The organism is Phenylobacterium zucineum HLK1, assembly GCF_000017265.1.
Taxonomy (GTDB): Bacteria; Pseudomonadota; Alphaproteobacteria; order Caulobacterales; family Caulobacteraceae; genus Phenylobacterium; species Phenylobacterium zucineum.
On the sequence record NC_011144.1, the window covers coordinates 1,280,001 to 1,303,991 of the forward strand.

The window sequence follows — 23,991 nt, forward strand, 5'->3', positions numbered from 1 at the left end:
GGCGCGGTCCCCGCGCTCCGCGCCCGGGACGCGGAAGCCGCCTTCGCCGCGGGCGGGGCGCTCTACGACTCCTGCAACGGCTGCCACAAGATCTACGCGCCCGCCCTGCGCTGAGGGCCGCCCGTCCTGCGCCGAGGCGCCACAGGAGCGCCGCGATGCTGCGCGATGGGGCGGACAGTCCCCCGCCGGAGTCGCGCATGCGCCGCCTGATCCCCACCGCCCTCCTGATCGCCCCCCTGGTCGTTCTGACCTGGCCCGCCGTCGCCGTGGGCGCGCCCACCGAGGAAGCCCGGTCGGCGGTGGGGGCCTGCCTGTCGGCCGTGATCGACGGCGCGCCCGTGGCCGACCAGATCGAGGGGGAGGACGTCGAGATTCGCCGCCGCGCCGAGCCGGCCACCTGTACGGTGACGGTGACCGGGGGCGAGCCGGTGGCGGTTCGCGCCGCCGTCCTGGAGGCCCTCGCCAAGCGGCGCGAGCGGTTCTCGCCCGCCAAGACGAAGTGGGATCCCGGCAAGTTCGCCAGCCGCGAGACGTTCTGCAACATGCCCGCGGGCCGCTCGTTCAACGTCCTGGTCAGCACGGCCAAGCCGGGCGAGCCGCTGGTGCTGACCGCTACCGTGCTCGAGACCAAGGCGCGGGACGTCCGCTGCGACCGCGACGAGGGCCTGCAGACCCCGGCCCTGCCCGAGGAGGGCGGCTCAGGCGGCTGAGACCGCCTCGACGATCCGGCGGCGCTGGGCCTCGTCGGGGAGGGGTTCGGTCGCCGCGCCCAGGTTGTCGAGCACGTGGCGCGGGTTGCGCGTGCCGGGGATGGCGCAGGTCACCGCCGGATTGGACAGCACGTACTTCAGCATCACCTGGGCCCAGCTGGGGGCGCCGATCTCGGCCGCCCAGCCGGGAAGCGGCAGGCGCCGCACGCGGGCGAACAGGTCGCCGCCGGCGAACGGCCGGTTGACGATCACGCCCATGCCGCGCTCCTGCGCCAGCGGCAGGATGCGGGCCTCGGACTCGCGCTCGGCCACCGAGGCGTTGATCTGGATGAAGTCGAGCCGGTGGCGGGTCATGGCCGCCTCGAGCGCGTCATAGGCGCCCTCATGATAGTGGGTCACGCCCAGGTAGCGGATCCGCCCGGCCGCCTTCCAGTCGCGCAGCGTCGCCAGGTGGGTCTCGAGGTCGAGCAGGTTGTGCACCTGCATCAGGTCGATCGTCTCGGCCTGGAGCAGGCGGCGCGAGTCCTCCATCTGGCGCAGGCCCGCCTCGCGCCCGCGGGTCCAGACCTTGGTGGCCAGGAACAGGCCGGACCGCAGGCCGAGCTCGGCGGAAAGCGCGCCGACCGCCGCTTCGGCGCGGCCGTACATCGGCGAGGAGTCCACGACGCGTCCGCCGGCCGCGGAGAAGACGCGCAGGGCCTCGCGCGCCTGGTCCCACTCGGGCCCGCCGGGCGCGATGTCGAACGCCTGCCAAGTGCCGAGGCCGACGACCGGCAGCTGCTCGTCGGTGTTCGGGATGGCGCGGCTCAGCAGCGGGGTTCTGCGGAACGGGGCGGCGGGCATCTTCGGCTCCTCGGGCGCGGCGGCGGCCGGTTCGCGCGAGCAGCCGGCGAGCGCCGCGCCGGCGGCGATGATCTGGCGTCGGCTCCAGCGCATGGGCGGCTCCGCGGGGTCCGCCGGCATGATGCGCGCAAACCAGTCCTGGCGGAAAGTCCGGACGGGAAGGTGGGCCGGGACCTCAGGCGTTCCGGGCCATCAGCCCGCCGTCGACCGGGATCGTCGCGCCGGTGACGTAGGAGGCGGCCGGCAGGCAGAGGCTGAGCGTCATGTGGGCGACCTCCTCGGGCGCCCCGTAGCGGCGCAGGGCCGTGCGCCGCCTGGCGAAGGTCTGGCGGTCGGCCTCGGGAAGGCCTTCCGTCATGCCGGTGAGGATGGGACCCGGGCAGATGCAGTTGACGGTGATCCCCTCGGGGCCGAGCTCGACGGCGAGGGCGCGGGTGAGGCCGGTGACGCCCGCCTTGGCCGCCGCATAGGGACTGTCCCGCGACGTGGCGCCAAGGGCCTCGGTGGAGGCGATGTTGACGATCCGCGGCGCCTGCGAGCGGCGAAGGTGGGGCAGGGCGGCGCGGATGATCCGCTGGTGGGCGGTGAGCAGAACGCCGACGGCGCGGTTCCAGATGTCGTCGTAGTCCTCGGAATCTATGGGAGAAAAGGCAGAAATCCCGGCGTTGTTCACGACGATGTCGAGACCGCCGAAGCGGGCGGCGATCGCCGCCACGACTTCGCGGATCGCCCGTGGGTCCGAGACGTCGAGCGCCCAGGCCTCGGCGCTTCCGCCGGCGGCCTCGATCGCATCGGCGACGGCGCGGGCCCCGGCCTCGGAGACGTCGGTGACGGCTACGTGCGCGCCCTCGGCGGCGAAGAGTTCGGCGGTGGCCCTGCCCATGCCGCCGGCCGCGCCGGTGACGAGGGCGACCGAGCCCTTGATCGAGCGGCTGGTCATGAGAGCGAGAGGCCTCCGTCCACGATGAGGGTCTGGCCGACGACATAGGCCGCCAGCGGCGAGGCCAGGAACAGGGCCGCGCCGGCCATGTCCTGCGGCGTGCCCATCCGGCCGATGGGGATGGACCGGAGCGCCGCCTCGCGCCGGCCGGGATGTTCGGTCGTCACCTTGGTGAGCTTGGTGTCCACGAGCCCGGGGGCCAGGCCGACGACGCGGATCCCGTCGGGCGCCCAGGCCTCGCCCAGGGTCTTGGTCAGGCTGACCGCCCCGGCCTTGGAGGCGGCGTAGGCCGGATTGCCGCGGTTCGACTGGAAGCCGGACACCGAGCTGACCACGATGACGACTCCGCGCCGCTCGGCCAGGGTCTCGCGGAACTTGCGCGCGCAGTCCATCAGGCTGTCCAGGTTCACGGCCATCACCCGGTCCCAGCCCTCGGGCTCGAACTCGGCGCGGCGGTACTGGACCGTGCCCTGGCACAGCACCAGCACGTCCAGCGGCCGGATCGCCTCGGCCGCCTCGATGGCGGCGCGGTCGCCGACGTCCACCTGGGCGTAGGCGAGGTCGGAGAGGTCGGAGCCCTCCACCCCGGCGTAATCGGCGGCGCTGGCGCGGGTGCCCCAGACGTGGACGGCCGCTCCGCGCCCGCGGAAGGCGTGGGCGACGCCGTTGCCGATGCCGCTGGAGCCGCCCACGACCAGCACGGTCTTGCCGCTGAAATCGAGCTCGTTCACGTGTGGCTTCCTCCCCGCCCGATGCTGGCACGGAGGGCGTGGGGGTCAACGCTGACGCCCCGTCAGCCTTGCCAGGAGGCGCTGGGCCGGAGAACCATCGCGGCAAGAAGCGGGGAGGATCGCATGCCGCAGTTCCGGATGGTCGACGCGGGCGAGGTGCGCATCCGGGCGGCGCTGAAGGGCGAGGGCCCGCTCGTCGTGCTGGTCCACGGCTTCCCCGAGAGCTGGTTCTCGTGGCGTCACCAGATCGACCCGATCGCCGACGCCGGGTTCACGGCCTGCGCCATCGACGTTCGCGGCTACGGCGGCTCTGACAAGCCGCACCCGGTCGAGGCCTATGCGATGGAGCGGCTGACCGCCGACGTGGCGGGCGTGGTCCGGGCGCTGCAGCCGGGGGCGCCGGCCATCCTGATCGGCCACGACTGGGGCGCGCCCATCGTCTGGAACACCGCCCTGGCGAGGCCCGAGAGCGTGCGGGCGGTGGGCGGGCTGTCGGTGCCCTACCTCGGCATCCCCTCGCGCCCGTTCACCGAGGTGTTCGACGCGCTGTTCACCCAGAAGGGGCGGTTCTTCTACCAGGCGTGGTTCCAGAAGGAGGGGCCGCCCGAGGCGGAGGCCGAGGCCGATGTGCGCGGCTTCCTGCGCAAATTCTACTACGCGATCTCGGGCGATGCGCCGCCCGGCGCCTGGCCCCAGAAGCCGGCCGGCGCCACGCTGCTGGAAGGCCTGATCGACCCCGACCCGTTCCCCGCCTGGCTGACCGAGAACGAGCTCGACTACTACGAGGCCGAGTTCCGGGAATCGGGCTTCCGCGGCCCCATCAACCGCTACCGCAACCACGAGCGGGACTTCGCCTGGCTGCAGGGCTTCCAGGGGCGGACGATCGAGCAGCCGGCGCTGTTCATCGGCGGGACCAAGGACCCGGCCAGCACCGCCTTCGGGGGCCTGTCGGACCCGATCGCCGCCATGCGGCCCCACGTCCCGAACCTGGTCAGCGCACACATGCTGGAGGGCTGCGGCCACTGGACCCAGCAGGAACGGCCCGAGGAGGTCACGCGCCTGATCCTGGAATGGCTGAAGGGCCTGTGAGCGGCGGGATTCCGCGGTAGGGTTCGGGCCAGGACACAAGGGAGGACAGGCGATGCGCAAGCTCCTGATCGCCGCCGCGGCGCTCGCGGCCGGCATGATGGCGGGCTGCGGCCCGGCCGCGGCCCAGCAGGCGCAGTACTTCGAGGTTCCGAAGGGCGGGCGGCCGCACGACGTCGCCGCCGCCCCGGACGGGACCGTCTGGTACACGGCCCAGCGGACGGGGAAGCTGGGAATCTTGGACCCGAAGACGGGCCGGGCCGAAGAGGTCCCGCTGGGCGAGGGCTCGGCGCCGCATGGCGTCATCGTGGGCCCGGACGGTGCGGCGTGGATCACCGACGGGGGCCTCAACGCCATCGTCCGCGTCGATCCCAAGACCCGGGCCGTGAAGGCCTGGAAGCTGCCGGAGGACACCGGCTACGCCAATCTCAACACCGCCGCGTTCGACGGCCGGGGCCGCATCTGGTTCACCGGCCAGACCGGCTTCTACGGCCGGCTCGATCCGGCGAGCGGGGACATGAAGGTCTGGAAGGCGCCCGAGGGCCGCGGGCCCTATGGCATCACGGCCACGCCCGCGGGCGAGATCTACTACGTCTCTCTGGCCGGCAGCCATCTCGCCAAGGTGGACCTGGAGAGCGGGGCGGCCACGGTCATCGAGCCGCCGACGCCGGACCAGGGCGCGCGCCGCGTCTGGTCCGACAGCCAGGGGCGGCTGTGGATCAGCGAGTGGAACTCGGGCCAGCTCAGCCGCTACGACCCGAAGGCGGGGGCCTGGAAGAGCTGGATGCCGCCGGGCGAGAAGCCTCGCACCTACTCCGTCTACGTCGACGAGACCGACAAGGTCTGGATCACCGACTTCGCCGCCAACGCCATCCTGCGTTTCGACCCGGCGACCGAGACGTTCCAGAGCTTCCCCAGCGACCGGCCGGGCGCGAACGTGCGCCAGATGCTGGGCCGCCCGGGCGAGGCCTGGGGGGCGGAGTCCGGGACCGACCGCCTCGTCGTGATCCGGTACTAGGCGTGCTGGCGGCAAGCCTCGCTCTGATGCTGGCCGCCTCGGCGCCCTCGGCCGCCGAGGGCGCGCGGGTGTTCCAGCGCTGCTTCTCCTGCCATTCGGTGGACCCCGCCGAGGGCCATGTGCAGGGGCCGAACCTGGCCGGGATCGTGGGGCGCCGAGCGGGCACGCGGCCCGGCTATTCCTATTCGCCGGCCTTGCGGCGGGCGCGGGCGGGCGGGCTCGTCTGGACCGAGCAGGCGCTGGACCACTTCCTGGCCGACCCCGAGGCGATGATCCCGGGCACCGAGATGAGCATGCCGCCCCTTCGCAAACCGCGTGACCGCCAGGCGGTGATCCGCTTCCTCCAGACCACGGCGAGCCCCCGATGATCGAACTCTGGCACTGCCCCGACGCCCGCTCGTTCCGGCCGCTCTGGGCCCTGGAGGAGCTGGACCTGCCGTACGAGCTGCACCTGCTGCCGTTCCCGCCGCGGGTGCGCGCGCCGGAATACCTGGAGGTCAATCCGCTGGGGACCATCCCGGCGATGCGCGACGGCGAGACGTTCATGAGCGAGTCCGCGGCCATCGTGCAGTACCTCGTCACCCGCTACGGCCCCAGCGACCTGGCCGTGCCGGTGGAGGACCCCGCCTACGGCGCGTGGCTGAACTGGCTGCACTTCGGCGAGGCGACCCTGACCTTTCCGCAGACCCTGGTGCTGCGCTACCGCACCTTCGAGCCAGGCAAGGCCGAGGTCGTGGCCGACGACTACGCCAAGTGGTTCCTGAGCCGCCTGCGGCACGTGGACCGGGCGCTTTCGGCGGGCGACTGGCTCTGCGCCGGCCGGTTCACGGCGGCGGACATCTCGGTCGGCTACGCCCTCCTGCTGGCGAACCACCTGGGCCTGAGCGAGAGCTTCAGCCCACAGGTGAAGGCCTATTGGGAGCGGCTGAAGGCCCGGCCCGCCTTCCAGGCCGCCAAGGCCGCGCAGAAGATGGAGCTGTCCGAGGCGCTGTCGTCCTGACCCGCCGGCTCGGGAATCGGCCTAGGACAGGGGCGTTGCGCACGATGTCCACGGTCCGATGAAGCGGCTGGTCTTCGATCTCGACGGCACCCTGGCCCTCGACGAGCCCGAACGTCCCTATCCCGAGCGGCGCCCCAATGCGGCGGTGATCGCCCAGCTGCGCGCCTATCGCGAGCAGGGCTTCGAGATCATCATCTGTTCGGCCCGCAACATGCGCACGCACCAGAACTCGGTGGGCAAGATCAACGCCCACACCCTGCCGGTCATCCTGGAGTGGCTGGCCCGGCACGAGGTGCCCTACGACGAGATCCACGTGGGCAAGCCCTGGTGCGGGACGGACGGGTTCTACATCGACGACAAGGCCGTCCGGCCCAGCGAGTTCGTGAAGCTCTCGCCGCAGGAGATCCAGGCCCTGCTCGACGCCGAGCGCTGAGGCGTGGCGACGCTGCGGCTGATCATGTCGGGGGCGGTGGTCGGCCAGGAGCTGGCCGCCGAGTTCGGGCCCCTGCCGCCCGCGTTCCTGCCGGTCGGCACGCGCCGGCTCTACGACCTGCAGCTCGATGCGCTGGAGGGGGCCGAGGGCCTCCACATGGTGCTGCCCGAGACCTTCCGCCTGGCGGCGCACGACGCCCGGCGGCTGGCCGAGCGGGGCATCGAGGTCCTGACCGTCCCGGAGGGCCTGCGGCTGGGCGAGGCGCTGGTCTATGCGATCAACTCGGTGGGGGCGGGCGAGGGGCCGGTGCACGTGCTGCACGGCGACACCCTGATCGCCCGGCCGCCGCTGGACCGTCACGACGTCATCGTCGGCGGCCCCCGGGCCAACGAATACGCCTGGGCCGAGATGCGCCTGGGGCAGGACGGCCAGGTCCTGGGGCTGGAGACCACGGCGGCCGGCGAGGATGGGCAGGAGGGCCGGCCCATCGCCGCCGGCTACTTCAGCTTCTCCTCCTCGCTGGGGCTGCTGCGCTCGCTCACCCGGATGCGGGGCGACTTCATCGCCGGCGTGAACCACTACCTAGGCGAGCGGCGCATGGAGACCGTCCCGGCCGCCGAATGGCTGGACTTCGGCCACCTGCAGACCTTCTTCCAGTCGCGGTTGGCGGTCACCACGGCCCGGGCGTTCAACACCGTGCGGATCGACGGGCTGACCGCGCGCAAGTCGAGCCAGGACCGGGCGAAGATCCGCGCTGAGGCCCACTGGCTGAACGCCATCCCCGCGCCGGTGCAGATCCATACCGCGCGGCTGCTGGCCCATGGGGTGGCGGACGGGAACGCCTTCTACGAGACCGAGTACGCCTTCCTGCCGGTGGTTTCGGAGCTGTTCGTCCACGGCCAGCTCGGCCGCCACTCGTGGATGCGGGTGCTGTCGGCCATCGAGGCGCTGCTCGCCGCCTGCGCCGCCGACACGGGCGAAGGCTCGGCCGACGCGGCGCTGCGGGCTCTGTGCGTCGACAAGACGGCCGCGCGGCTGGAGCGTTTCGCCCGCGAGACGGGCTTTCCGATCGACAGGCCGCTGCGCTACGCCGGCCGGCCGACCCCCTCGCTCACCGAGATCGCGGAGCGGCTGGCGCAGGCCCTGGACCTGGAGAGCGGCCGGCGCGAGTGCGTCATGCACGGCGACCTGTGCTTCTCGAACCTGCTCTACGACAGCCGCCTGCGCCGGGTGCGCGCGCTCGACCCGCGCGGCCTGGTGGGGGAGCGGCCGGGGATCTACGGCGACCTGCGCTACGACCTCGCCAAGCTCGCCCACTCGGCGGTGGGCCGCTACGACCAGATCATCGCCGGCCGCTACGACCTGGCCGAGGCCGACGGCGACTTCGAGCTGACCTTCGAGGAGATCGCCGCCCAGCCCTGGCTGGAGGGAGCGCTCGGCGAGATGCGGGTCGACGGCGCGGAGGCGCTCTCGCTCACCGTGCAGGCCGCGATGACGGGGCTGTTCCTGTCGATGCTGCCGCTGCACGCCGACCGGCCCGACCGCCAGCGGGCGTTCCTGGCCAATGCGCTGCGGCTCCACCGGGACCTCGAAGCCGGATGATCGTCATTCCCATGGCGGGCCGCTCGCAGCGGTTCCTCGACGCCGGCTACGACCGGCCCAAGCACGCCCTGCCGCTGCACGGCCGCAGCGTCTTCGACCATGCGGTAGGCAGCTTCGCCGCCGAGTTCGAGCGCACGCCCTTCCTGATCATCGCCAGGGGCGAGGCGGCGGACTACGCGCGCCAGGCCGGCGCCGCGCTGGGCGTAAAGGACTGCACGGTGGTGGCCCTGGATCGTCCGACGGCCGGCCAGGCCGAGACGGTGGCCCTGGGCCTGGAGGCGGCCGGGACCGCGGCCGAGACGCCGCTGACCATCTTCAACATCGACACCTTCCGGCCGGGCTTCCGTTTCCCGGGCGCGCCGTTGGCCGGGATGGACGGCTGGCTCGAGGTGTTCCGGGGGGAGGGGGCCAACTGGTCCTACGTCCGGCCGGGTGCGGGCGAGGCGCCGCTGGCGCTGGAGACCGCCGAGAAGCGGCCTATCTCGGATCTGTGCTGCACCGGCCTCTACCACTTCGCCCGCGCGGCGGACTTCGCCTGGGCGCTCGCCGAGGAGCGCAAGGCGCCGCAGGCGGCCGAGCTCTATGTGGCGCCGATCTACAATCACCTGATCCGCGCCGGCCGACGGATCGGCTACCGGCTGATCGGCCGGGACGAGGTGGTCTTCTGCGGCACGCCGGCGGAATACGAGGCGCTGCTCAGCGGGCCTGCTTCACCGCCTTGACGATGCGGGCGGCGCGATCGGACCGAGCGGTGCTCGGCCATGGCCCGCTTCCAGCCGCCGCGGGCGATCCCCGCGAGCCTTGGCGTGTCGGACATCAGCTCCAGGATCTGGCCCGGCGCCTCGTCCAGCCGGTTCCAGGCGAAGGTGATGATCTCGCGGCCTTCCTTGAAGGCGTCGGCGTAGTAGCGGCTGGCGTCCGAGACGACCGCCGCGCCCGCGCACATGGCGGTGAAGACGCGCTCGTGGCCGCCGGCGACGAAGCCGTTGTTGGTGTTGAGCACCAGCCGCGCGCGCCGCAGCAGGTGCAGCGTCTCCTCGAAGCTGCCGACGCCGCCGTAGACGAAGGACGGATAGCGCTGCGCCAGCGGCTCCCAGCCGTTGCCGTAGACGTGCAGCGGGGCCCCGGCGGCGCCCAGGGCGTGGAGCAGCCGGTCGCGGTGGTAGGCCTCGGCGAACGCCTGCGGGGTTTGCAGCAGGGGCACGAGCTGGTCGAACAGGTCGGCGGTGAGCTGGGCGCCGCGGGCGGCCATGGCGGCCTTCAGCGCATCCAGGATCGGCAGGCGGGCGTCGGCCGCCATCCGGTCGGCGACCTCGGCCACCAGGTCCCGGGCCGGGCTGGCCTCCCAGGCCGCCCAGGCCGGCTGCGGCGCGCCGCGGTAGGTGCCGGTGAAGAGCAGGGGAATGTCGCGGGCGCCGAACGCCTCGTCCGAGGCGTCCACCGGCTCGGGCAGCTCGTTGGCGCCGGGGGGCAGGAAGCCCACCTGGGCGATCTTCGCCGTCGGCCAGGCCGAGACGAACTGCACATGGCTGCGGTCGAGGAAGAAGGCGACGTGCCGGCGGATCGGCGCGGTCACCCGGGGCGCCTGGTGGACGGGATGATCCACGTGCAGGGTGGCGTAGACGACCCCGAGCTGGTCGTAGACCGAGGCTCCGCCGCTGGAGAGCTCGGCGCCGAGCCCGCCGATCCCGAAGTAGCAGTCCGGCGGGGCGCCGAAGGTCGCCTGCAGCTCGCCCTGGCCCTCGGGCGCCGCCAGGTCGACCACCTGGACCTCGTGCGCCAGCTCGCGCAGGGCGGCGGCGAGCTGGTCGACGTGCAGCCGCAGCGAGCCGTACTGCGACTGCCCCTTCATCAGCACGAACTTCATCGACCGTTCCCCCAACGCTGAGGTTCCCGGTCTAGGGCGGTTCGGGCGGGGAATGGAAGCGTGGCCCCCTTACGTGGCGTCGGCGTTGCGGGCGGGGCGCATTGGCATAGGCTTGGGCCCAAGAACCAAAGACAACGGGAGGATCGCCATGAGCCCAGCCGACGATGCGGGCGCCGCCATCGCGTCCAAGCCGCCGTTCAAGCCGCTGCCGCAGAAGGCGCCGGACGTTTCGGTCGAGCGCCGGGCGGACGGCAGCTACATCATCCGCTCCAACCATCCGCCGGGCGAGGGGCCGCGCTCGATCGCGCACCTCCTGGCCGAACGCGCCGCGCAGCATCCCGACCGGCCCTACATCCTGCAGCGCGCGCCGAACCACGGTCCCTGGACCGGCGTCACCTACGGCGAGGCCAAGCGCGCCGCCGACGGGATCGCCCAGTGGCTGCTGGACCGCGGCCTGGGCGGCGAGGACAGCGTGATGGTGCTGTCGGCCAACTCGGTCGAGCACGCCCTCGTGATGCTGGGCTGCTACACCGCCGGCGTGCCGGTGGCGCCGATCAGCCCGGCCTACAGCCTGATCTCGTCCGACCACGCCAAGCTGAAGCACTGCTTCGCCACCGTCCGGCCCAAGGTGGTGTTCGCCCAGTCCAGCGAGATGTTCGCCCGCGCCTTCGAGACGCTGCGGGCGCTGGACCCCACCCTCGCATTCGTGACCGTCGATGGCGGGAACGGGACGATCCCGCTTTCCGAACTCGCCTCCACCACGCCCGGCGAGGCGGTCGAGGCGGCGCGCGAGGCCCTGCACCACGGGACCGTCGCCAAGTACCTGTTCACCTCGGGCTCCACCGGCATGCCCAAGGGCGTGCCCCAGACACACGGCATGTTCGCGGGCGTCATCGCCGGCCAGGAGGGCCTGCGCGACGAGGCGCCCGATCCGGACAATCCGCCCCAGGCGCTGGACTGGATGCCCTGGAGCCACATCTCGGCCGGCAACATCGCCTTCAACGGCAACCTCTGGGCGGGCGGGACCCTGCACCTGGACGAGGGCAAGCCGATCCCGGGCATGTTCGAGACCACGATCAAGAACCTCTACGAGGTCTCCCCCTGGGTGTTCGGCTCGGCGCCGGTGGCCTTCGGCATGCTGGCCGAGGCGATGGAGCAGGACCCCGTGCTGCGCCGGAGCTTCTTCAGGAACCTGCGCTACATGGGCTACGGCGGCGCGACGCTGTCGAACGACATCTATGAGCGGATGCAGGCGCTGGCGATCGCCGAGACCGGCCACCGCATCCCGCTGACCACCATGTACGGCGCGACCGAGACGCAGGGGATCACGGTCGTCCACTGGGTGACCGAGCGGGTGGGCCTGATCGGCCTGCCGCTGCCGGGCATCACCCTGAAGCTCGCGCCCAGCGGCTCCAAGCTGGAGGTGCGGGTGAAGGGGCCGACGGTCACCAGCGGCTACCACAACGACCCCGAGAAGACCGCCCAGGCCTTCGACGAGGAGGGCTTCTACAAGCTGGGCGACGCCTGCCGGTTCCTCGATCCGGACGATCCCGCGCAGGGGCTGGTGTTCGACGGCCGGGTGACCGAGGACTTCAAGCTGGATTCCGGCACCTGGGTGTCGGTCGGCACGCTCAGGCCCGACCTGGTGGCCGCCTGCAGCCCCTACGTCTTCGACATCGTCGTCGCGGGCCAGGACAAGCCCTTCGTCGGCGCGCTGGTGTGGCCGGCGCCGGCGGCGCTCGGGTCGCTGGGCGAGGATCCGCTCGGCAAGCTGACCGAGATCTTGAAGGAGCGGCTGGGGGCCTTCAACAAGAGCGCCGGTGGATCGTCGCGGCAGGTCGGCCGGTTCCTGGTCATGACCGAGCCGCCGTCGATCGACGCGGGCGAGATCACCGACAAGGGCTATGTGAACCAGCGCGCCACGCTGGAGCGGCGCCAGGCGCTGGTGGACGCGCTGTACGCCGACCCGCCGGGGCCGGGCGTGGTGAGCCTGCGCTAGGATGGCCGGGATCGTCCTGCACCACTACGACACCTCGCCCTTCTCGGAGAAGGTGCGGGTGATGCTGGGCGTGAAGGGCCTCGAGTGGCGCTCGGTGATCCAGCCGGTGGTGATGCCCAAGCCCGAGCTGGTCCCCCTGACCGGCGGCTACCGGCGCATCCCGGTGATGCAGATCGGGGCGGACGTCTACTGCGACACCCAGGCCATCCTGGCCGAGCTGGACGCCCGCCATCCCGAGCCGGCCACCGCGCGCGGCGGGGACTGGGCGGTGAACCTGTGGGCCGACCGGCTGTGGTTCCAGGCGAGCGTGGCGGTGGTGTTCGCACAGATCGGCGACGCGGTCCCGCGCGAGTTCATCGAGGACCGCGAGAAGCTGTCGGGCCGGCCGTTCGACATCGCCGGCATGAGGGCGGCCGCGCCGCACATGCGGGCGCAGTGGCGGGCCTATGCCGCCTGGGTGGAGGACGGGCTCTCCGGGGTCGACTTCCTGGGCGGGACCAAGGTCTCGCTGGGCGACATCGCCGCGTACATGAACGTCTGGTGGCTCGGCGCGGCCGCGCCCGCGGCGGCCGAGACCCTTCTGGCGGGCCTGGATCGGGTGCAGGACTGGCGCGCGCGGATCGCCGCGATCGGCCACGGCCGCCGGACCGAGATGAGCGGCGCCGAGGCGCTGCGGGCGGCGGCCGACGCCTCGCCTGCGCCGGTCCCCGACAGCGACCCCGACGATCCCTCGGGCCTGAAGCCCGGGGAAGCGGTGACGGTCCAGGCCGACGACTACGGCCGCGATCCCGTCACGGGACGCCTCGCGGCCCTGACCCGCGAGCGGATCGTGATCGCCCGCGAGGGCGAGGGCCTCGGCCTCGTGCATGTGCATTTCCCGCGCGCCGGCTATGCGCTGGCCCGGGCCTGAACGGAGAGACTGATGAACGACCGCGTGACCGTGGACATCCAGGACGGCGTCGCCGACGTGCGCCTGGTCCGCAGCGACAAGATGAACGCCCTCGACGGCGCCATGTTCGACGCCCTGATCGAGACGGGCGAGCGGCTGAAGGGCGAGGCGGGCGTCCGCGCGGTGGTGATCTCGGGCGAGGGCCGGGCGTTCTGCGCCGGCCTCGACATGGGCAACTTCCAGTCGATGGCCTCGGGCGAGCGCAAGGGCGGGCAGGGCTCGGCCGGGGCGCTGCTGACCCGCGACCGCACGCCCGGGGGCTCGAACCGGGCGCAGCACGCCTGCATGGTCTGGCGCGAGATTCCCGTGCCGGTGATCGCCGCCGTGCATGGCGTCGCGTTCGGCGGCGGATTCCAGCTCGCCCTGGGCGCGGACCTGCGGTTCGTCGCCCCCGACGCGCGCATGTCGGTCATGGAGATCAAGTGGGGCCTGGTGCCCGACATGGCGGGCATGGTGCTGATGCGCGGCCTGGTGCGCGACGACCTCGCGCGCGAGCTCACCTGGAGCGGCCGGATCTTCGACGGACAGGAAGCCGCGACGCTGGGCCTGGCCACCCGGGTCTGCGCCGACCCGCGCGCCGAGGCGCTGGCGTTCGCGCGCGACGTGGCCGGCAAGAGCCCCGACGCGATCCGCGCGGGCAAGCGCCTGCTGAACCTGATGGGCCATGCGAGCCAGCACGAGATCCTGCTGGAGGAGAGCCGCGAGCAGGCGGCCCTGATCGGCTCGCCCAACCAGGTCGAGGCGGTGATGGCCAACCTCCAGAAGCGGGCGCCGGCGTTCGCCGACGGGGCCGCGCCCGAAAAGGCGGAGGTCTGACGGCAGGCGACGGCTGGGGAGCGGGCGCGTCGCCGCCCGCTCCCGCCGCCCCCTTACCGCGACGCCAGCTTGGCGTTCGCGGCCAGCTTGGCGGCCGCCGGCTGGGCGAAGGCGTGGGCGAGGCTGGCCTTCATGCAGGCTTCCTTCTCTTCCCGCGGGAAGGTCGCGTTCTGGGTGGCGCGCGCACAGACCTTGCGGGCGGCCTTCACCACCTCGGCGTGGAGCTGTTCGGCGGACTTGCCGTCGGTCGAGACGCGGATGGTCTGGGCGCCGGCCGGGGCGGCGAGGAGGGCCGCGGCGGCGGCCAGGGTGACGATGCGGATCATGGGTTCGGTTTCCGGTTCAAGGGTTGCGACAACCCCTTTCCGGCGTTCCTCTCGGGCGGGGCCGGCGACTGACGCCCGGCTCTCTTCGCCCGAGGGGATGGAATCCACAGCCGGGCGTCAGTCCGCAAGTGGAATGCTGCGGTGCAGCGAAAAATTCACATGGGCGCCGTGGGGGGCGCCGCGGTGGTGGGCGCCCCCGCCGCCGGATTGGTCAGCCGCGGCCGATGTACGGCATCTTCGTCGCCATCACGGTCATGAACTGCACGTTGGCCTCCAGCGGCAGGCCGGCCATGTACAGGACCGCTTCGGCCACGTGGCGCACGTCCAGATAGGGCTCGGGCTTCATCGCGCCGTCGGCCTGCAGCGTGCCCCTGACGACGCCGCGGGTCATCGGCGTCTCGGCGTTGCCGATGTCGATCTGGCCGCAGGCGATGTCGTAGGCGCGCCCGTCCAGCGAGGTGGAGCGGGTCAGGCCGGTCATCGCCGCCTTCGTGGCGCTGTAGGCGATGGTGAGCGGGCGCGGGGCGTGGGCGGCGATCGAGCCGTTGTTGATGATCCGCCCGCCGCGCGGCGCCTGGGCCTTCATCAGCCGGAAGGCCGCGCGGGTGCACAGGAAGGCGCCGGTGAGGTTCACGTCCACGACGCGCTTCCAGTGGTCCAGCGCGTGGTCCTCGATGGGGACGGGCGGGGCGCCGGTCCCGGCGTTGTTGAACAGCAGGTCCAGACGGCTGAAGCGGGCCTTCGTCTGCTCGAACAGCGCATCCACCGCAGCCTCGTCCGCCACGTCGGTCGGGATCGCCAGGGACTCGCCGGCCGAGAGGGCGGCGGTCTCCGCCAGCGCGTCCGCGCGCCGCCCCGCCAGCGCCACCCGCCAGCCGGCGTCCAGTAGCGCGACGGCCACAGCCCGGCCGATCCCGCTGCCCGCGCCGGTCACGATCGCGACCTTGCCCATTGCGCTCTCCATCCCCGCTGTTTAGCCCAGGCCCGGGCCATACCAGAAATACGAGGAAACATGCCGGATCTGCCGCCGCCGCCCGCCACCCAGGTCGAAGCCGTCGTCGTCCACGCCCCGCGGCTCGCGCCGCTCGGCGGCGAGGCGGCCTTCAGCGCGGTGCAGATCGACGCCCTGGAGCTGAAGGAGACGCCGCGGCTGGACGAGGCGCTGAAGCGGGCGCCCGGCGTGTCCCTTTTCCGACGCACGGGCAGCGGGGCGGCCAATCCGACGACGCAGGGCCTGTCGCTTCGCTCCATCGCCCCCTCCGGCGCCGGACGCGCGCTGGTGACCCTGGACGGCGCCCCGCAGAACGATCCCTTCGGCGGCTGGGTGATCTGGAGCGCGCTCCCGCCCGAGGGGCTGGACGGGGCGACGGTGGTGCGCGGCGCGGGCGCGGGGCCCTATGGCGCCGGCGCCCTGACCGGCGTGGTGGCGCTGCAGGAGCGCGGCGCGCGGGACGGCCTGGCCGCATTCGACATTTCGGCGGGCGAGCGCGACAGCTACCGGGCCGCCATCGCGGGCGGGACCGAGCATGTCCTGCTGACCGCGGCGGCGTCCAAGACCGACGGCTACTACGCCGTGCGCGGGCTGCAGCGCGGCGCGGCCGACGAGCGCGTGTCGCTGGAGGACGTCTCGGGCGCCCTGCGCGTCCAGCACGAGATCGGCGGCGTGGAGGCCGCGGCCCGGGTCTCGGCCTATCGCGAGATCCGCGGCGCCGGGCTGGTGGGCGCGCGCTCGGTCGCGTCGGGCCAGTCGGCGACCGTCACCCTGGCGCGTTCGGCGGAGGCAGGCGTCGGCGGCTGGCGGCTGCAGGCCTGGGTGCGCGAGAGCGACCTGAAGAACAGCTCGGCGGCGGTGGCCGCGGGCCGGACGGGCACGACCCCGGCCAACGACCAGTACGAGACGCCGGCCACGGGCTACGGCGTCAACGCCGCCCTGCAGGGCCGGATGGCGGCGGTGGCGTGGGAGGTCGGCGCCGACCTGCGCTGGACCGACGGGCGAGTTCGCGAGCGGTTCCGCAACCTGGGGGCCGGATTCACCCGTCACCGGGAGGCCGGCGGCGAGACCTTCGTCGGCGGCGCCTATGTCGAGGCGGCCTACGACAGCGGCCCCTGGCTGCTGACCGGCGGGGCCCGGATCGACCGGTCGGAATCGAGCGGCGCGATCCGCCGCGAGCGGGACCTCCAGACGGGCGAGGTCCTGCTGGACCTGCGGCCGGACGGCTCGTCCGAGACCACGCCGACGGCCCGGTTCGGCGCCCGCTACGACCTGGCTGACGGCCGCTACGTCCGGGCCGCCGCCTATGCCGGCTTCCGCCCGCCGACGCTGAACGAACTGCACCGGCCGTTCCGGGTCGGCAACGACATCACCGAGGCGAACGCCGCGCTGAAGCCCGAGACGCTGCAGGGTCTGGAAGCCGGGGTCGGCGGCGAGGGACCGGTGCGCTGGAGCACGACGCTGTTCTGGAACCGGATCAAGGACCCGATCACCAACGTCACCATCGGCTTCGGGCCGGGCGCCTTCCCGACCGCCGGCTTCGTGCCGGCGGGCGGGGTCCTGCGCCAGCGGCGCAACGCCGGCGAGATCGAGGCCTGGGGCGTCGAGGGCGAGGCGTCCGGCGATCTGGGCGCGACCGCGTCCTGGCGGCTCGCGGCCGCCTACACCGACGCCGAGGTGGACGGGGGCGGCGCCGCCCCGCAGCTCACCGGCCTGCGCCCGGCCCAGACGCCGAAGTGGACGGTCACCGCCGGGGCCGACTGGCGCCCGCTCGCCCGCCTGACCCTGGCGGCGGACCTGCGCTACGAGAGCGCCCGCTGGGAGGACGACCTCAACAGCCGCCGCCTGAACGCGGGCGTTCAGCTCGACGCGCGGGCGGCCTGGCGGCTGTCGGACACCGCCGAGGTGTACCTGGCGGCCGAGAACCTGACCGACGAGGAGCTCGAGATCGGCGAGACCGCCGACGGCGTCGAGAGCTACCTGGCCCCGCGGACGATCCGCGTGGGCTTCTCGATCCGGCGCTAATCCTTCTTCGGGGCCGCCGCCCCGGCGACGAGGGCGGCGAACTCGGGCCGGATGTTCTCGGCGCCCTTCTCGGCGATGTGCTGGGCGATGCGCGCGCCCATGGCGGCCATGGTCTGGCCGGTGAACTCGCCCTTGTTGGCGCCGACCCAGTCCATCGAGGCCTGCCGGTTCTCGTTGAGCTGCTGGAACTTCGGGAAGACGTAGCGGGCGATCAGCTCGTAGCTGCGCTTCTTGGCCTCCCACGGGGCCCAGTTGTGGTCCATCAGCAGGAAGCAGCCGAAGCCGCCGCTCTGGTCCACAAGCTGCTGGATGCGGGCGGCCGCGTCGTCGGGCGTGCCGATCACCGCCGTGCCGCTGTCGATCAGGGCCTGCACGGGGTCAGGGCCCTCGGGCACGATCGGCAGGTTGGCGATCTCCTTGAAGTAGTAGATCCACTTCTCCAGGCCGAAGCGCGCGTCGGCCATGGCCTGCTCGCGGGTCTCGGCGATGTGCATGGGCCCGACCAGGCGCCAGGCGCTGCGGTCCATGGTCTGGCCGTGTTCGGCGGCCTGCTCGCAGGCGATGTTCCAGTTCGAGGCCAGGGCGTTGAACGCCGCCGTTCCGGTCGCGCCCAGCGACAGCAGGCCCGCGCCGTGGCGTCCCGCCGCCCGCGCGCCGGTGGGCGAGACCTGGCTGGCCACCGCGATCTCCACCGAGGGGCGGGAGTAGGGGGTCATCTGCAGCCGGGCCTGCCACAGCTCGAACCAGTCGGACTTGTGGGTGACCTCCTCGCCGCGCATCAGCCGGATCAGCACCTCCAGCGCCTCGTCCATGCGGTCGCGCTGCTTGGCGACGGGGATGCCCATCATGAAGGCGTCCGAGACCAGGGCGCCGGGGCCCACGCCGAACATCACCCGCCCGCGGGTCATGTGGTCCAGCTGGTTGATCCGGTCGGCCAGCATCAGCGGGTGGTGGTAGGGCAGGGACGAGACGCCCGTGCCCAGCCTGATGCGCTTCGTCCGCTGGGCGGCGGCGGCGATGAACAGCTCGGGACTGGCGATCAGCTCGTAGCCGGCCGAGTGGTGCTCGCCGAACCAGGCCTCGTCGTAGTCGAGGCGCTCCATGTGCTCGACGAGTTCGAGGTCGCGCTCGAGCGCGAGGGTCGGGTTCTCGTCCACGGGATGAAAGGGCGCGATGAAGGCGCCGAAGCGCAGGCGCGGGCCGAACATGGGATATCCTCCGGCGGCGCGTGTCCCCCCGCGCCTTGTGCCGGGAAGGGTAACGCCGGTCGGCGAGCCCGCGCCAGCGTGCCGCCACGTCAGGCCTTGCGGGCCATCTCCCGCGCGGCGGCGGTCTTCTTCTGCGGGTCGTCGTCGCGCACGCCTTCCAGGAACCGCAGGACGGCCAGCTCGAAGGCCCGCTCGTCGCTCCCCGAGGCCTTCACCTCCAGCGCGCCGTCCTGATAGGCCTCGAGCACCGCGGGGTGGATGTAGGCGCTGCGGGCCACCGCGGCCGTGTTGCCCAGCACGCCGGCCACCGCCTTCACGCAGGTGGAGACATTGCGCTTGGCTTCGGCGGCGCTGGCGCAGGCCGGCGTCTCCATCAGCGCGCGGGCGGCCATGACGGTCCCGGCCCAGGTGCGGAAGTCCTTGGCCGAGAAGTCCTCGCCCAGCGCGTCGCGCAGGTAGGCGTTGACGTCGGCGGACTCCACCGCGTGCTGCAGCCCGTCGTCGCCGACGTACTGAAACAGCCGCTGGCCCGGCAGGTCCTGGCAGGCCTTGACGATACGGGCGAGCCGGCGGTCGTTCAGGCCGGTCTTGTGGACCTTGCCGCTCTTGCCGCGGAACTCGAAGACGGCGCCGGCGCGGCCGACCTTCACATGCCGGTCGCGCAGGGTGGTCAGGCCGAAGCTGCGGTTCTGCTTGGCGTATTCCTCGTTTCCGACCCGGATCAGGGTGGTCTCCATCACCCGGATGACGGCGGCCAGCACCTTCTCGCGCGGCAGGCCCGGACGCTTCAGGTCCTCCTCCACCCGCCGCCGAAGTCGGGGCAGGGCGCGGCCGAAGGCGAGCACCCGGTCGTACTTGTGGCTGTCGCGCACCTCGCGCCAGCGGGCGTGATAGCGGTACTGCTTGCGGCCCTTCTGGTCGCGGCCCACCGCCTGGATGTGGCCGTTGGCGCGGGGGCAGATCCAGACGTCGGTCCAGGCCGGCGGGATGGCCAGCGCGCGGATGCGATCCAGGGTCTTCTCGTCGGTGACCGGCTCGCCGTTCGGCGCGAGGTAGTTGAAGCCGTGGCCCCGCGCGGGCTTGCGCGCGATGCCCGGATCGCCGTCGCTCACGTACCTGAGCCCGGCCTCCTCGATGTGTTCGGCGGCCGCGACGTCGTTCGGCATGTGCCCTGGCGCTCCCCGCGTGGCTCACCGGGGCCCTGGGCCCTCCACGCGCCCCGCGGCAACGTGGTATGCGCGGCGCAGGTTCCTAACGGGGAGCGTCCACCGCCTTGAACTACCGCCACGCCTTCCATGCCGGGAACTTCGCCGACCTGGTGAAGCACGCCGCCCTCCTGCGCCTGCTGGCGCGCCTGATGGAGGACGGGCGGCCGCTGACGGTGATCGACACCCACGCCGGCCGGGGCCTCTACGATCTGGCGGGGGAGGAGGCGCGCAAATCGGGCGAGGCCGAGGCGGGGATCGTGCGGCTGATGGGAGCGAAGGATGCGCCGGCCGCCTTCCGGCCTCTCGTGCAGGCGGTCGCGGCGCTGAACGGCGGCGGGCCCGTGCGACGCTATCCCGGTTCGCCCTGGCTGATCGCCCAGGCGCTGCGACCCGCCGACCGCTACCTGGCCTGCGAGCTGCGCAAGGAGGAGCACGACGCACTGCGCAGCGCGCTGAAGGGGCGGGCGAACGTCGAGACCCTCTGCACCGACGGCTACCGGGCGGCCGTCGAGCGCTGCCCGCCGCGAGGCCGTGCGCTGCTGCTGATCGATCCGCCGTTCGAGAAACCCGACGACTACGGCCGGATCGTCGAGACGCTGGAGGGCGCCCGGGCGAGCAACCCGGCCGTCCAGGCGCTCGTCTGGCTGCCGCTCAAGGACCTGGAGACCTTCGACGCCTTCCTGCGGGATCTGGAGGACGCCGGCCTGCCGCCGGCGCTGGTCTGCGAGGCGCGCATCCGCCCCCTGGCCGATCCCATGAAGATGAACGGCTGCGCCCTGGTGCTGTGGAACGGGCCCGACTTGGCGACCGATCTTGCCGACATCTGCGGCTGGGTCGCCCAGGCCTTGGGCGACGGCGGCGCGTCGCGGGTCTATCGGCTGCCGTCATCGTAAGTTCGCATCCGGTCTCGTGCGGGCTGTGTTATGTTGCAGCGCACAATCGAAGGAGACCGGCCATGACGTTCCTTCCCGAGTCCGCCGACCGTCCCGGCGCGTTGTCCAGACCCCTCTCGCCCGAGCTGATGATCGGGGCCGCATCCCCGCTGTGGGGCTATTTCGGTGGAGCCGCCGCCGCGGGCGTCGCCTGGTGGTGGATGACCCGCTGGACCCCGCAGAACCTGGAGGCGATGTTCGCCGCCGCCTCGCTCCGGACGCTCGAGGCCGCCGAGGACCTCGTCGCGGCCGAGGTCGGCGCGCCGCTGCAGGCGGCGGCGGAACTCACCTGCGAGGTGACGCCCACCGCCATCGAGGCGGCCGAGGCCCTGCCGCCGATGGGCGGGGAGTCCGCGCCGATCGGGCCCGTGGCCGCCGAGCTGATGCGCGAGGAGACGGCCGCCCCGCCGGCCGAGCCCGCGCCGCCTCCAAAGGCGAAGCGCGCCGCTCCGGACGCCGACCCGGCTTCGGCCTGACGACCTGGCCTGACTTGGCGCTCCCGCCCGGCGCGCTCTAGAAGGGCGGGGTGCTGAAGCGGGCCTTCGACATCGCTGCGTCCCTCGCCGGGCTGGTCGCGCTTTCGCCGGTGCTGCTGGCGATCGCGGCGGCGGTGCGCCTGGACAGCCCCGGGCCCGCCGTCCACTGGTCGCGGCGCGTGGGACGCAACAACCGCGTCTTCCGGATGCCGAAGTTCCGCACCATGCGGATCGACACGCCGGACGTGGCCACGCACCTGCTGGACCGTCCCGAGCAGTGGATCACGCCGCTGGGCCGCTTTCTGCGCCGCACCAGCCTGGACGAGCTGCCGCAGCTGTGGAGCGTGCTGACGGGCGAGATGAGCCTGGTGGGTCCCAGGCCGGCGCTGTTCAACCAGGACGATCTCGTCGCCCTGCGCACCGAGGCCGGGGTGGAGCGGCTGCGGCCCGGCGTCACCGGCTGGGCCCAGATCAACGGCCGCGACGAGCTGCCCATCCCCGAGAAGGTGCGGCTGGACCGCGAGTACCTGGAGCGGATGTCGCTCGCCTTCGACCTCCGGATCCTCGTCGCGACGGTGCTGGCCGCGTTCAGCGGGCGGGGCGTAAGCCACTAGACACGCTCGGGAACTCTCCTCCGCAGGCTGCGCTTTTGATGGGGTCCCGGAGACCCCCGCGTGAGCAACGAAGCCTTCCAGAACCCCGAGCCCGGCCGGCGCCGGGAGCCCGAGCGGACGTCGGCGCGCCGTCGGACGCTCCAGCGGGCCCGGTCCTGGGCGCAGGCGGGGTGGACCCGGATCCGCAACACGCGCCTGCCGCCGCCCCGGCTGAGGAAGCCCAGCCGCAAGGCCCTGTACTGGACCGGCGGCGTCCTGGCCGCGCTGGCGGTCGCCATCGGGGTGCTCGTGGCCATCTGGGACTGGAACTGGTTCAGAGGGCCGGTCGAGCGGATCGCCTCGGCCCGGCTGAACCGCGAGGTCAGCATCGCGGGCGACCTCGACGTGCGGCTTTGGTCGTGGCAGCCCCGGGCGACCGTAGAAGGCGTGCGGATCGCCAATGCGCCGTGGGCGGGCCGCGACCCGCTCGGGACCTTCGAGAAGATCACCGTGCAGATCCGGCTGGTCCCGCTGCTGTGGGGGAACGTCGACCTGCGCCTGCTGCGGTTCGACCGTCCCGAACTGCGGCTCTACGCGGACGCCCGGGGCCGCCGGAACTGGGATTTCTCGGACGGCCGCAAGAAGGAGCCCATGCGGCTGCCGCCGATCCGCAGCTTCATCGTCGCCGACGGCCGGATGTCGTACCTCGACGTGAAGCGCGACCTGCGCTTTGAGGGGACGATCAACGCCGCCGAGACCCTGGGCGACCGGAGCCGCGGCTTCGAGCTGGTCGGCCAGGGCACGATCAACCGCCAGCCGTTCCGGATGGAGGTCACCGGCGGGCCGCTGGTGAACATCGAGCGCGACAGGCCCTATCCGTTCAACGCCGAGATCCGGGCCGGCCGGACGTACATCACGGCCAACGGGGCGGTGCCCAAGCCCTTCGACCTCGGCCGCTTCCACATGTTCACGACCGCGCGCGGGCCGGACCTGTCGGACCTCTATCCGCTGACGGGCGTCGCCCTGCCGAACACCCCGCCCTACAGCCTGCGCGGCCGCCTCTCGCGCGACGAGCTGGTCTGGCGCATCGACAACCTCGGCGGCCGGGTGGGCGACAGCGACCTCGCCGGCGACATCAAGGTCGAGACCGGCCGGACGCGGCCGATGTTCGAGGCCGACCTGCGCTCGCGCAGCCTGGACTTCGACGACCTGGGCGCGCTGTTCGGCGGCGCGCCGGCGACGGGTCCCGGCGAGACGGCCTCGGCCGAGCAGGTGGCGGTCGCCCGCGCGCTGAACGCCCAGCAGCGGATCTTCCCGGATTCCACCCTCGACGTGAGCCGCATCCGGGCGATGGACGCCGACGTCCGCTACCGGGCCCAGTCGATCCGCGACGCGCCCGTGAACCTCACCGCCGGCCAGGTGCGGGTGAAGCTGGACAACGGCCTCCTGCGGGCCGAGCCGCTGGTGCTGGACCTGCCGCAGGGCCGGGTGAGCGGCTTCGTGGCCCTGAACGCCCGCCGGGAGGTCCCCGTCACCGAACTGGACCTGCGGCTGGCCAACGCGCGGATCGAGCAGCTCATCCCGGTCACCTATGAGGGCGGCCATCCCCTCACCGGAGCCGTCTCCGGCCGCGCCCGGCTGACCGGCGCGGGGGACAGCATCCACAAGGCGTTCGCGAGCGCCGACGGCGAGGTGATGGTGGTCGCCCCCGGCGGCGAGATCCGCAAGGCCTTCGCCGAGCTGATGGGCGTGAATGTCGTGAAGGGCCTTGGCCTGCTGCTCAGCAAGGACGACGACACGACCGCGCTGCGCTGCGGGGTCGCCCACTTCCGCACGACCGACGGCGTCATGCGCGCCGGCAACATCGTGGTCGACACCGGCCCGGTGCTGATCACCGGCAAGGGCGCGATCAACCTGGGCACGGAGCGGATGTCCTTCGAGGTCCGCGGCCATAACAAGAAGTTCCGGCTGGTCCGCGCGCTGATCCCGGTGAAGGCCGAGGGGCCGATCCGGGCGCCGAAGCTGGGCCTGGAGCCCGGTGGGGCGATCGCGCAGGGCGCCGCCGGCGTCGGCCTCGGCGCGCTGCTCAACCCGATCGCGGCGCTGCTGCCGTTCGTCGATCCGGGCCTCGCCAAGGACGCCAACTGCGGCGCGATGCTGGCCCAGGCCGGCCGCGAGGGCGCGCCGGTGAAGTCCGCGAGCCGTTGACGGCCAAGGCCGGGCCCCGGCAATCTCCCG

Annotated in this window: 25 protein-coding genes (1 of these 25 cut by a window edge); 17 read left to right on the forward strand and 8 right to left on the reverse strand. The window is 72.8% G+C overall.

Translation table 11 applies throughout. From position 1 onward, the window contains the following. On the forward strand, positions 1–114 hold the final stretch of the coding sequence (locus PHZ_RS06160; RefSeq protein ID WP_041373281.1) for a cytochrome c. Its footprint begins 318 nt before the window's first position; 114 of the gene's 432 nt are visible here — the last part of the coding sequence; the start codon falls outside the window, past its left edge; it ends in the stop codon at positions 112–114. A gap of 83 nt (positions 115–197) precedes the next feature. Next, positions 198–710, forward strand: a complete 513-nt coding sequence (locus PHZ_RS06165; protein WP_148216806.1) for a hypothetical protein — start codon at positions 198–200, stop codon at positions 708–710. Here the strand turns inward: PHZ_RS06165 and PHZ_RS06170 are convergent. From PHZ_RS06170 to PHZ_RS06180, 3 genes are all read right to left on the reverse strand, one after another. Then, positions 699–1,646, reverse strand: a complete 948-nt coding sequence (locus PHZ_RS06170) for an aldo/keto reductase (protein WP_148216807.1) — start codon at positions 1,644–1,646, stop codon at positions 699–701. The genes PHZ_RS06165 and PHZ_RS06170 overlap by 12 nt on opposite strands. 82 nt (positions 1,647–1,728) lie before the next feature. After that, positions 1,729–2,493 (reverse strand): SDR family NAD(P)-dependent oxidoreductase, encoded by a 765-nt coding sequence (locus tag PHZ_RS06175; protein ID WP_012521678.1) that lies wholly within the window; start codon positions 2,491–2,493, stop codon positions 1,729–1,731. Continuing rightward, complete coding sequence (locus PHZ_RS06180) at positions 2,490–3,224, reverse strand: SDR family NAD(P)-dependent oxidoreductase (protein ID WP_012521679.1); 735 nt, start codon at positions 3,222–3,224, stop codon at positions 2,490–2,492. Before PHZ_RS06180 ends, PHZ_RS06175 begins: the two co-directional genes overlap by 4 nt. 123 nt (positions 3,225–3,347) lie before the next feature. On the opposite strand from PHZ_RS06180, the gene PHZ_RS06185 reads away from it, so the two are divergent. From PHZ_RS06185 to PHZ_RS06215, 7 genes are read left to right on the forward strand one after another with little or no spacing between them, the layout of a single operon-like run. Next, the gene (locus PHZ_RS06185) at positions 3,348–4,313 is read left to right on the forward strand and encodes an alpha/beta fold hydrolase (protein ID WP_012521680.1); all 966 of its coding nucleotides are present in this window, start codon (positions 3,348–3,350) and stop codon (positions 4,311–4,313) included. Between the two features lie 52 nt (positions 4,314–4,365). After that, entirely contained in the window at positions 4,366–5,328 is a 963-nt protein-coding gene (locus tag PHZ_RS06190) for a Vgb family protein (protein ID WP_012521681.1), read from the forward strand. 26 nt (positions 5,329–5,354) lie between these two features. Further along, positions 5,355–5,696: a c-type cytochrome gene (locus PHZ_RS06195; RefSeq protein WP_049758158.1), complete on the forward strand. Its 342-nt coding sequence runs from the start codon at positions 5,355–5,357 to the stop codon at positions 5,694–5,696. Further along, positions 5,693–6,328: a glutathione S-transferase family protein gene (locus PHZ_RS06200; RefSeq protein ID WP_012521683.1), complete on the forward strand. Its 636-nt coding sequence runs from the start codon at positions 5,693–5,695 to the stop codon at positions 6,326–6,328. The genes PHZ_RS06195 and PHZ_RS06200 overlap by 4 nt, the downstream gene beginning before the upstream one ends. Positions 6,329–6,386: 58 nt before the next feature. Next, positions 6,387–6,761 (forward strand): phosphatase domain-containing protein, encoded by a 375-nt coding sequence (locus PHZ_RS06205; protein ID WP_012521684.1) that lies wholly within the window; start codon positions 6,387–6,389, stop codon positions 6,759–6,761. Positions 6,762–6,764: 3 nt separating this feature from the next. Beyond that, entirely contained in the window at positions 6,765–8,363 is a 1,599-nt protein-coding gene (locus PHZ_RS06210; protein WP_012521685.1) for a capsular polysaccharide biosynthesis protein, read from the forward strand. Then, positions 8,360–9,085 (forward strand): glycosyltransferase family 2 protein, encoded by a 726-nt coding sequence (locus PHZ_RS06215; protein WP_012521686.1) that lies wholly within the window; start codon positions 8,360–8,362, stop codon positions 9,083–9,085. Before PHZ_RS06210 ends, PHZ_RS06215 begins: the two co-directional genes overlap by 4 nt. Here PHZ_RS06215 and PHZ_RS06220 read toward each other — a convergent pair. Then, a complete protein-coding gene (locus tag PHZ_RS06220) occupies positions 8,995–10,230 on the reverse strand; it encodes a glycosyltransferase family protein (protein WP_012521687.1) in 1,236 nt (411 codons plus the stop codon). The two genes, PHZ_RS06215 and PHZ_RS06220, sit on opposite strands and share 91 nt — an antisense overlap. A 148-nt stretch (positions 10,231–10,378) precedes the next feature. On the opposite strand from PHZ_RS06220, the gene PHZ_RS06225 reads away from it, so the two are divergent. From PHZ_RS06225 to PHZ_RS06235, 3 genes are read left to right on the forward strand one after another with little or no spacing between them, the layout of a single operon-like run. Continuing rightward, positions 10,379–12,229, forward strand: a complete 1,851-nt coding sequence (locus PHZ_RS06225) for an AMP-binding protein (protein WP_012521688.1) — start codon at positions 10,379–10,381, stop codon at positions 12,227–12,229. A 1-nt stretch (position 12,230) separates the two neighbouring features. Then, complete coding sequence (locus tag PHZ_RS06230) at positions 12,231–13,139, forward strand: glutathione S-transferase family protein (RefSeq protein WP_012521689.1); 909 nt, start codon at positions 12,231–12,233, stop codon at positions 13,137–13,139. Positions 13,140–13,151: 12 nt separating this feature from the next. Continuing rightward, positions 13,152–13,994 carry a crotonase/enoyl-CoA hydratase family protein gene (locus tag PHZ_RS06235; protein ID WP_012521690.1) on the forward strand — a complete coding sequence of 281 codons (843 nt, stop codon included), beginning with the start codon at positions 13,152–13,154 and terminating at the stop codon, positions 13,992–13,994. 53 nt (positions 13,995–14,047) lie between these two features. Here the strand turns inward: PHZ_RS06235 and PHZ_RS06240 are convergent, their stop codons facing one another. After that, positions 14,048–14,320 carry a hypothetical protein gene (locus PHZ_RS06240; protein WP_041373283.1) on the reverse strand — a complete coding sequence of 91 codons (273 nt, stop codon included), beginning with the start codon at positions 14,318–14,320 and terminating at the stop codon, positions 14,048–14,050. A 211-nt stretch (positions 14,321–14,531) separates the two neighbouring features. After that, positions 14,532–15,272, reverse strand: a complete 741-nt coding sequence (locus PHZ_RS06245; RefSeq protein ID WP_012521691.1) for an SDR family oxidoreductase — start codon at positions 15,270–15,272, stop codon at positions 14,532–14,534. A 60-nt stretch (positions 15,273–15,332) separates the two neighbouring features. Between PHZ_RS06245 and PHZ_RS06250 the strand changes: the two genes are divergently transcribed. Beyond that, positions 15,333–17,336 (forward strand): TonB-dependent receptor, encoded by a 2,004-nt coding sequence (locus tag PHZ_RS06250; protein ID WP_041373285.1) that lies wholly within the window; start codon positions 15,333–15,335, stop codon positions 17,334–17,336. Here the strand turns inward: PHZ_RS06250 and PHZ_RS06255 are convergent. Both PHZ_RS06255 and PHZ_RS06260 read right to left on the reverse strand, forming a co-directional pair. Next, on the reverse strand, positions 17,333–18,544 hold the full coding sequence (locus tag PHZ_RS06255; RefSeq protein WP_012521693.1) for an LLM class flavin-dependent oxidoreductase: 1,212 nt from the start codon (positions 18,542–18,544) through the stop codon (positions 17,333–17,335). The two genes, PHZ_RS06250 and PHZ_RS06255, sit on opposite strands and share 4 nt — an antisense overlap. Positions 18,545–18,633: 89 nt before the next feature. Further along, positions 18,634–19,710, reverse strand: coding sequence for a DNA topoisomerase IB (locus PHZ_RS06260; protein WP_012521694.1), 1,077 nt, complete (start codon positions 19,708–19,710; stop codon positions 18,634–18,636). Positions 19,711–19,817: 107 nt separating this feature from the next. Between PHZ_RS06260 and rlmJ the strand changes: the two genes are divergently transcribed. The 4 genes from rlmJ (at position 19,818) to PHZ_RS06280 (ending at position 23,961) form a co-directional block, all read left to right on the forward strand. Further along, entirely contained in the window at positions 19,818–20,645 is an 828-nt protein-coding gene (gene rlmJ, locus PHZ_RS06265; protein ID WP_012521695.1) for a 23S rRNA (adenine(2030)-N(6))-methyltransferase RlmJ, read from the forward strand. A 62-nt stretch (positions 20,646–20,707) separates the two neighbouring features. Then, positions 20,708–21,160 (forward strand): hypothetical protein, encoded by a 453-nt coding sequence (locus tag PHZ_RS06270; protein WP_049758159.1) that lies wholly within the window; start codon positions 20,708–20,710, stop codon positions 21,158–21,160. A 53-nt stretch (positions 21,161–21,213) separates the two neighbouring features. Further along, on the forward strand, positions 21,214–21,774 hold the full coding sequence (locus PHZ_RS06275) for a sugar transferase (RefSeq protein ID WP_041373958.1): 561 nt from the start codon (positions 21,214–21,216) through the stop codon (positions 21,772–21,774). A 60-nt stretch (positions 21,775–21,834) separates the two neighbouring features. Further along, positions 21,835–23,961, forward strand: a complete 2,127-nt coding sequence (locus PHZ_RS06280) for an AsmA family protein (RefSeq protein WP_236611874.1) — start codon at positions 21,835–21,837, stop codon at positions 23,959–23,961. Positions 23,962–23,991: the final 30 nt, after the last annotated feature.

Excerpts from the sequence above, each read along its gene's own strand:
- PHZ_RS06165 (WP_148216806.1), top strand. The coding sequence starts at position 198 with ATGCGCCGCCTGATCCCCACCGCCCTCCTGATCGCCCCCCTGGTCGTT.
- PHZ_RS06170 (WP_148216807.1), bottom strand. The coding sequence starts at position 1,646 with ATGCGCTGGAGCCGACGCCAGATCATCGCCGCCGGCGCGGCGCTCGCC.
- PHZ_RS06175 (WP_012521678.1), bottom strand. The coding sequence starts at position 2,493 with ATGACCAGCCGCTCGATCAAGGGCTCGGTCGCCCTCGTCACCGGCGCG.
- PHZ_RS06185 (WP_012521680.1), top strand. The coding sequence starts at position 3,348 with ATGCCGCAGTTCCGGATGGTCGACGCGGGCGAGGTGCGCATCCGGGCG.
- PHZ_RS06190 (WP_012521681.1), top strand. The coding sequence starts at position 4,366 with ATGCGCAAGCTCCTGATCGCCGCCGCGGCGCTCGCGGCCGGCATGATG.
- PHZ_RS06195 (WP_049758158.1), top strand. The coding sequence starts at position 5,355 with ATGCTGGCCGCCTCGGCGCCCTCGGCCGCCGAGGGCGCGCGGGTGTTC.
- PHZ_RS06200 (WP_012521683.1), top strand. The coding sequence starts at position 5,693 with ATGATCGAACTCTGGCACTGCCCCGACGCCCGCTCGTTCCGGCCGCTC.
- PHZ_RS06205 (WP_012521684.1), top strand. The coding sequence starts at position 6,387 with ATGAAGCGGCTGGTCTTCGATCTCGACGGCACCCTGGCCCTCGACGAG.
- PHZ_RS06215 (WP_012521686.1), top strand. The coding sequence starts at position 8,360 with ATGATCGTCATTCCCATGGCGGGCCGCTCGCAGCGGTTCCTCGACGCC.
- PHZ_RS06220 (WP_012521687.1), bottom strand. The coding sequence starts at position 10,230 with ATGAAGTTCGTGCTGATGAAGGGGCAGTCGCAGTACGGCTCGCTGCGG.
- PHZ_RS06225 (WP_012521688.1), top strand. The coding sequence starts at position 10,379 with ATGAGCCCAGCCGACGATGCGGGCGCCGCCATCGCGTCCAAGCCGCCG.
- PHZ_RS06230 (WP_012521689.1), top strand. The coding sequence starts at position 12,231 with ATGGCCGGGATCGTCCTGCACCACTACGACACCTCGCCCTTCTCGGAG.
- PHZ_RS06235 (WP_012521690.1), top strand. The coding sequence starts at position 13,152 with ATGAACGACCGCGTGACCGTGGACATCCAGGACGGCGTCGCCGACGTG.
- PHZ_RS06240 (WP_041373283.1), bottom strand. The coding sequence starts at position 14,320 with ATGATCCGCATCGTCACCCTGGCCGCCGCCGCGGCCCTCCTCGCCGCC.
- PHZ_RS06245 (WP_012521691.1), bottom strand. The coding sequence starts at position 15,272 with ATGGGCAAGGTCGCGATCGTGACCGGCGCGGGCAGCGGGATCGGCCGG.
- PHZ_RS06250 (WP_041373285.1), top strand. The coding sequence starts at position 15,333 with ATGCCGGATCTGCCGCCGCCGCCCGCCACCCAGGTCGAAGCCGTCGTC.
- PHZ_RS06255 (WP_012521693.1), bottom strand. The coding sequence starts at position 18,544 with ATGTTCGGCCCGCGCCTGCGCTTCGGCGCCTTCATCGCGCCCTTTCAT.
- PHZ_RS06260 (WP_012521694.1), bottom strand. The coding sequence starts at position 19,710 with ATGCCGAACGACGTCGCGGCCGCCGAACACATCGAGGAGGCCGGGCTC.
- PHZ_RS06270 (WP_049758159.1), top strand. The coding sequence starts at position 20,708 with ATGACGTTCCTTCCCGAGTCCGCCGACCGTCCCGGCGCGTTGTCCAGA.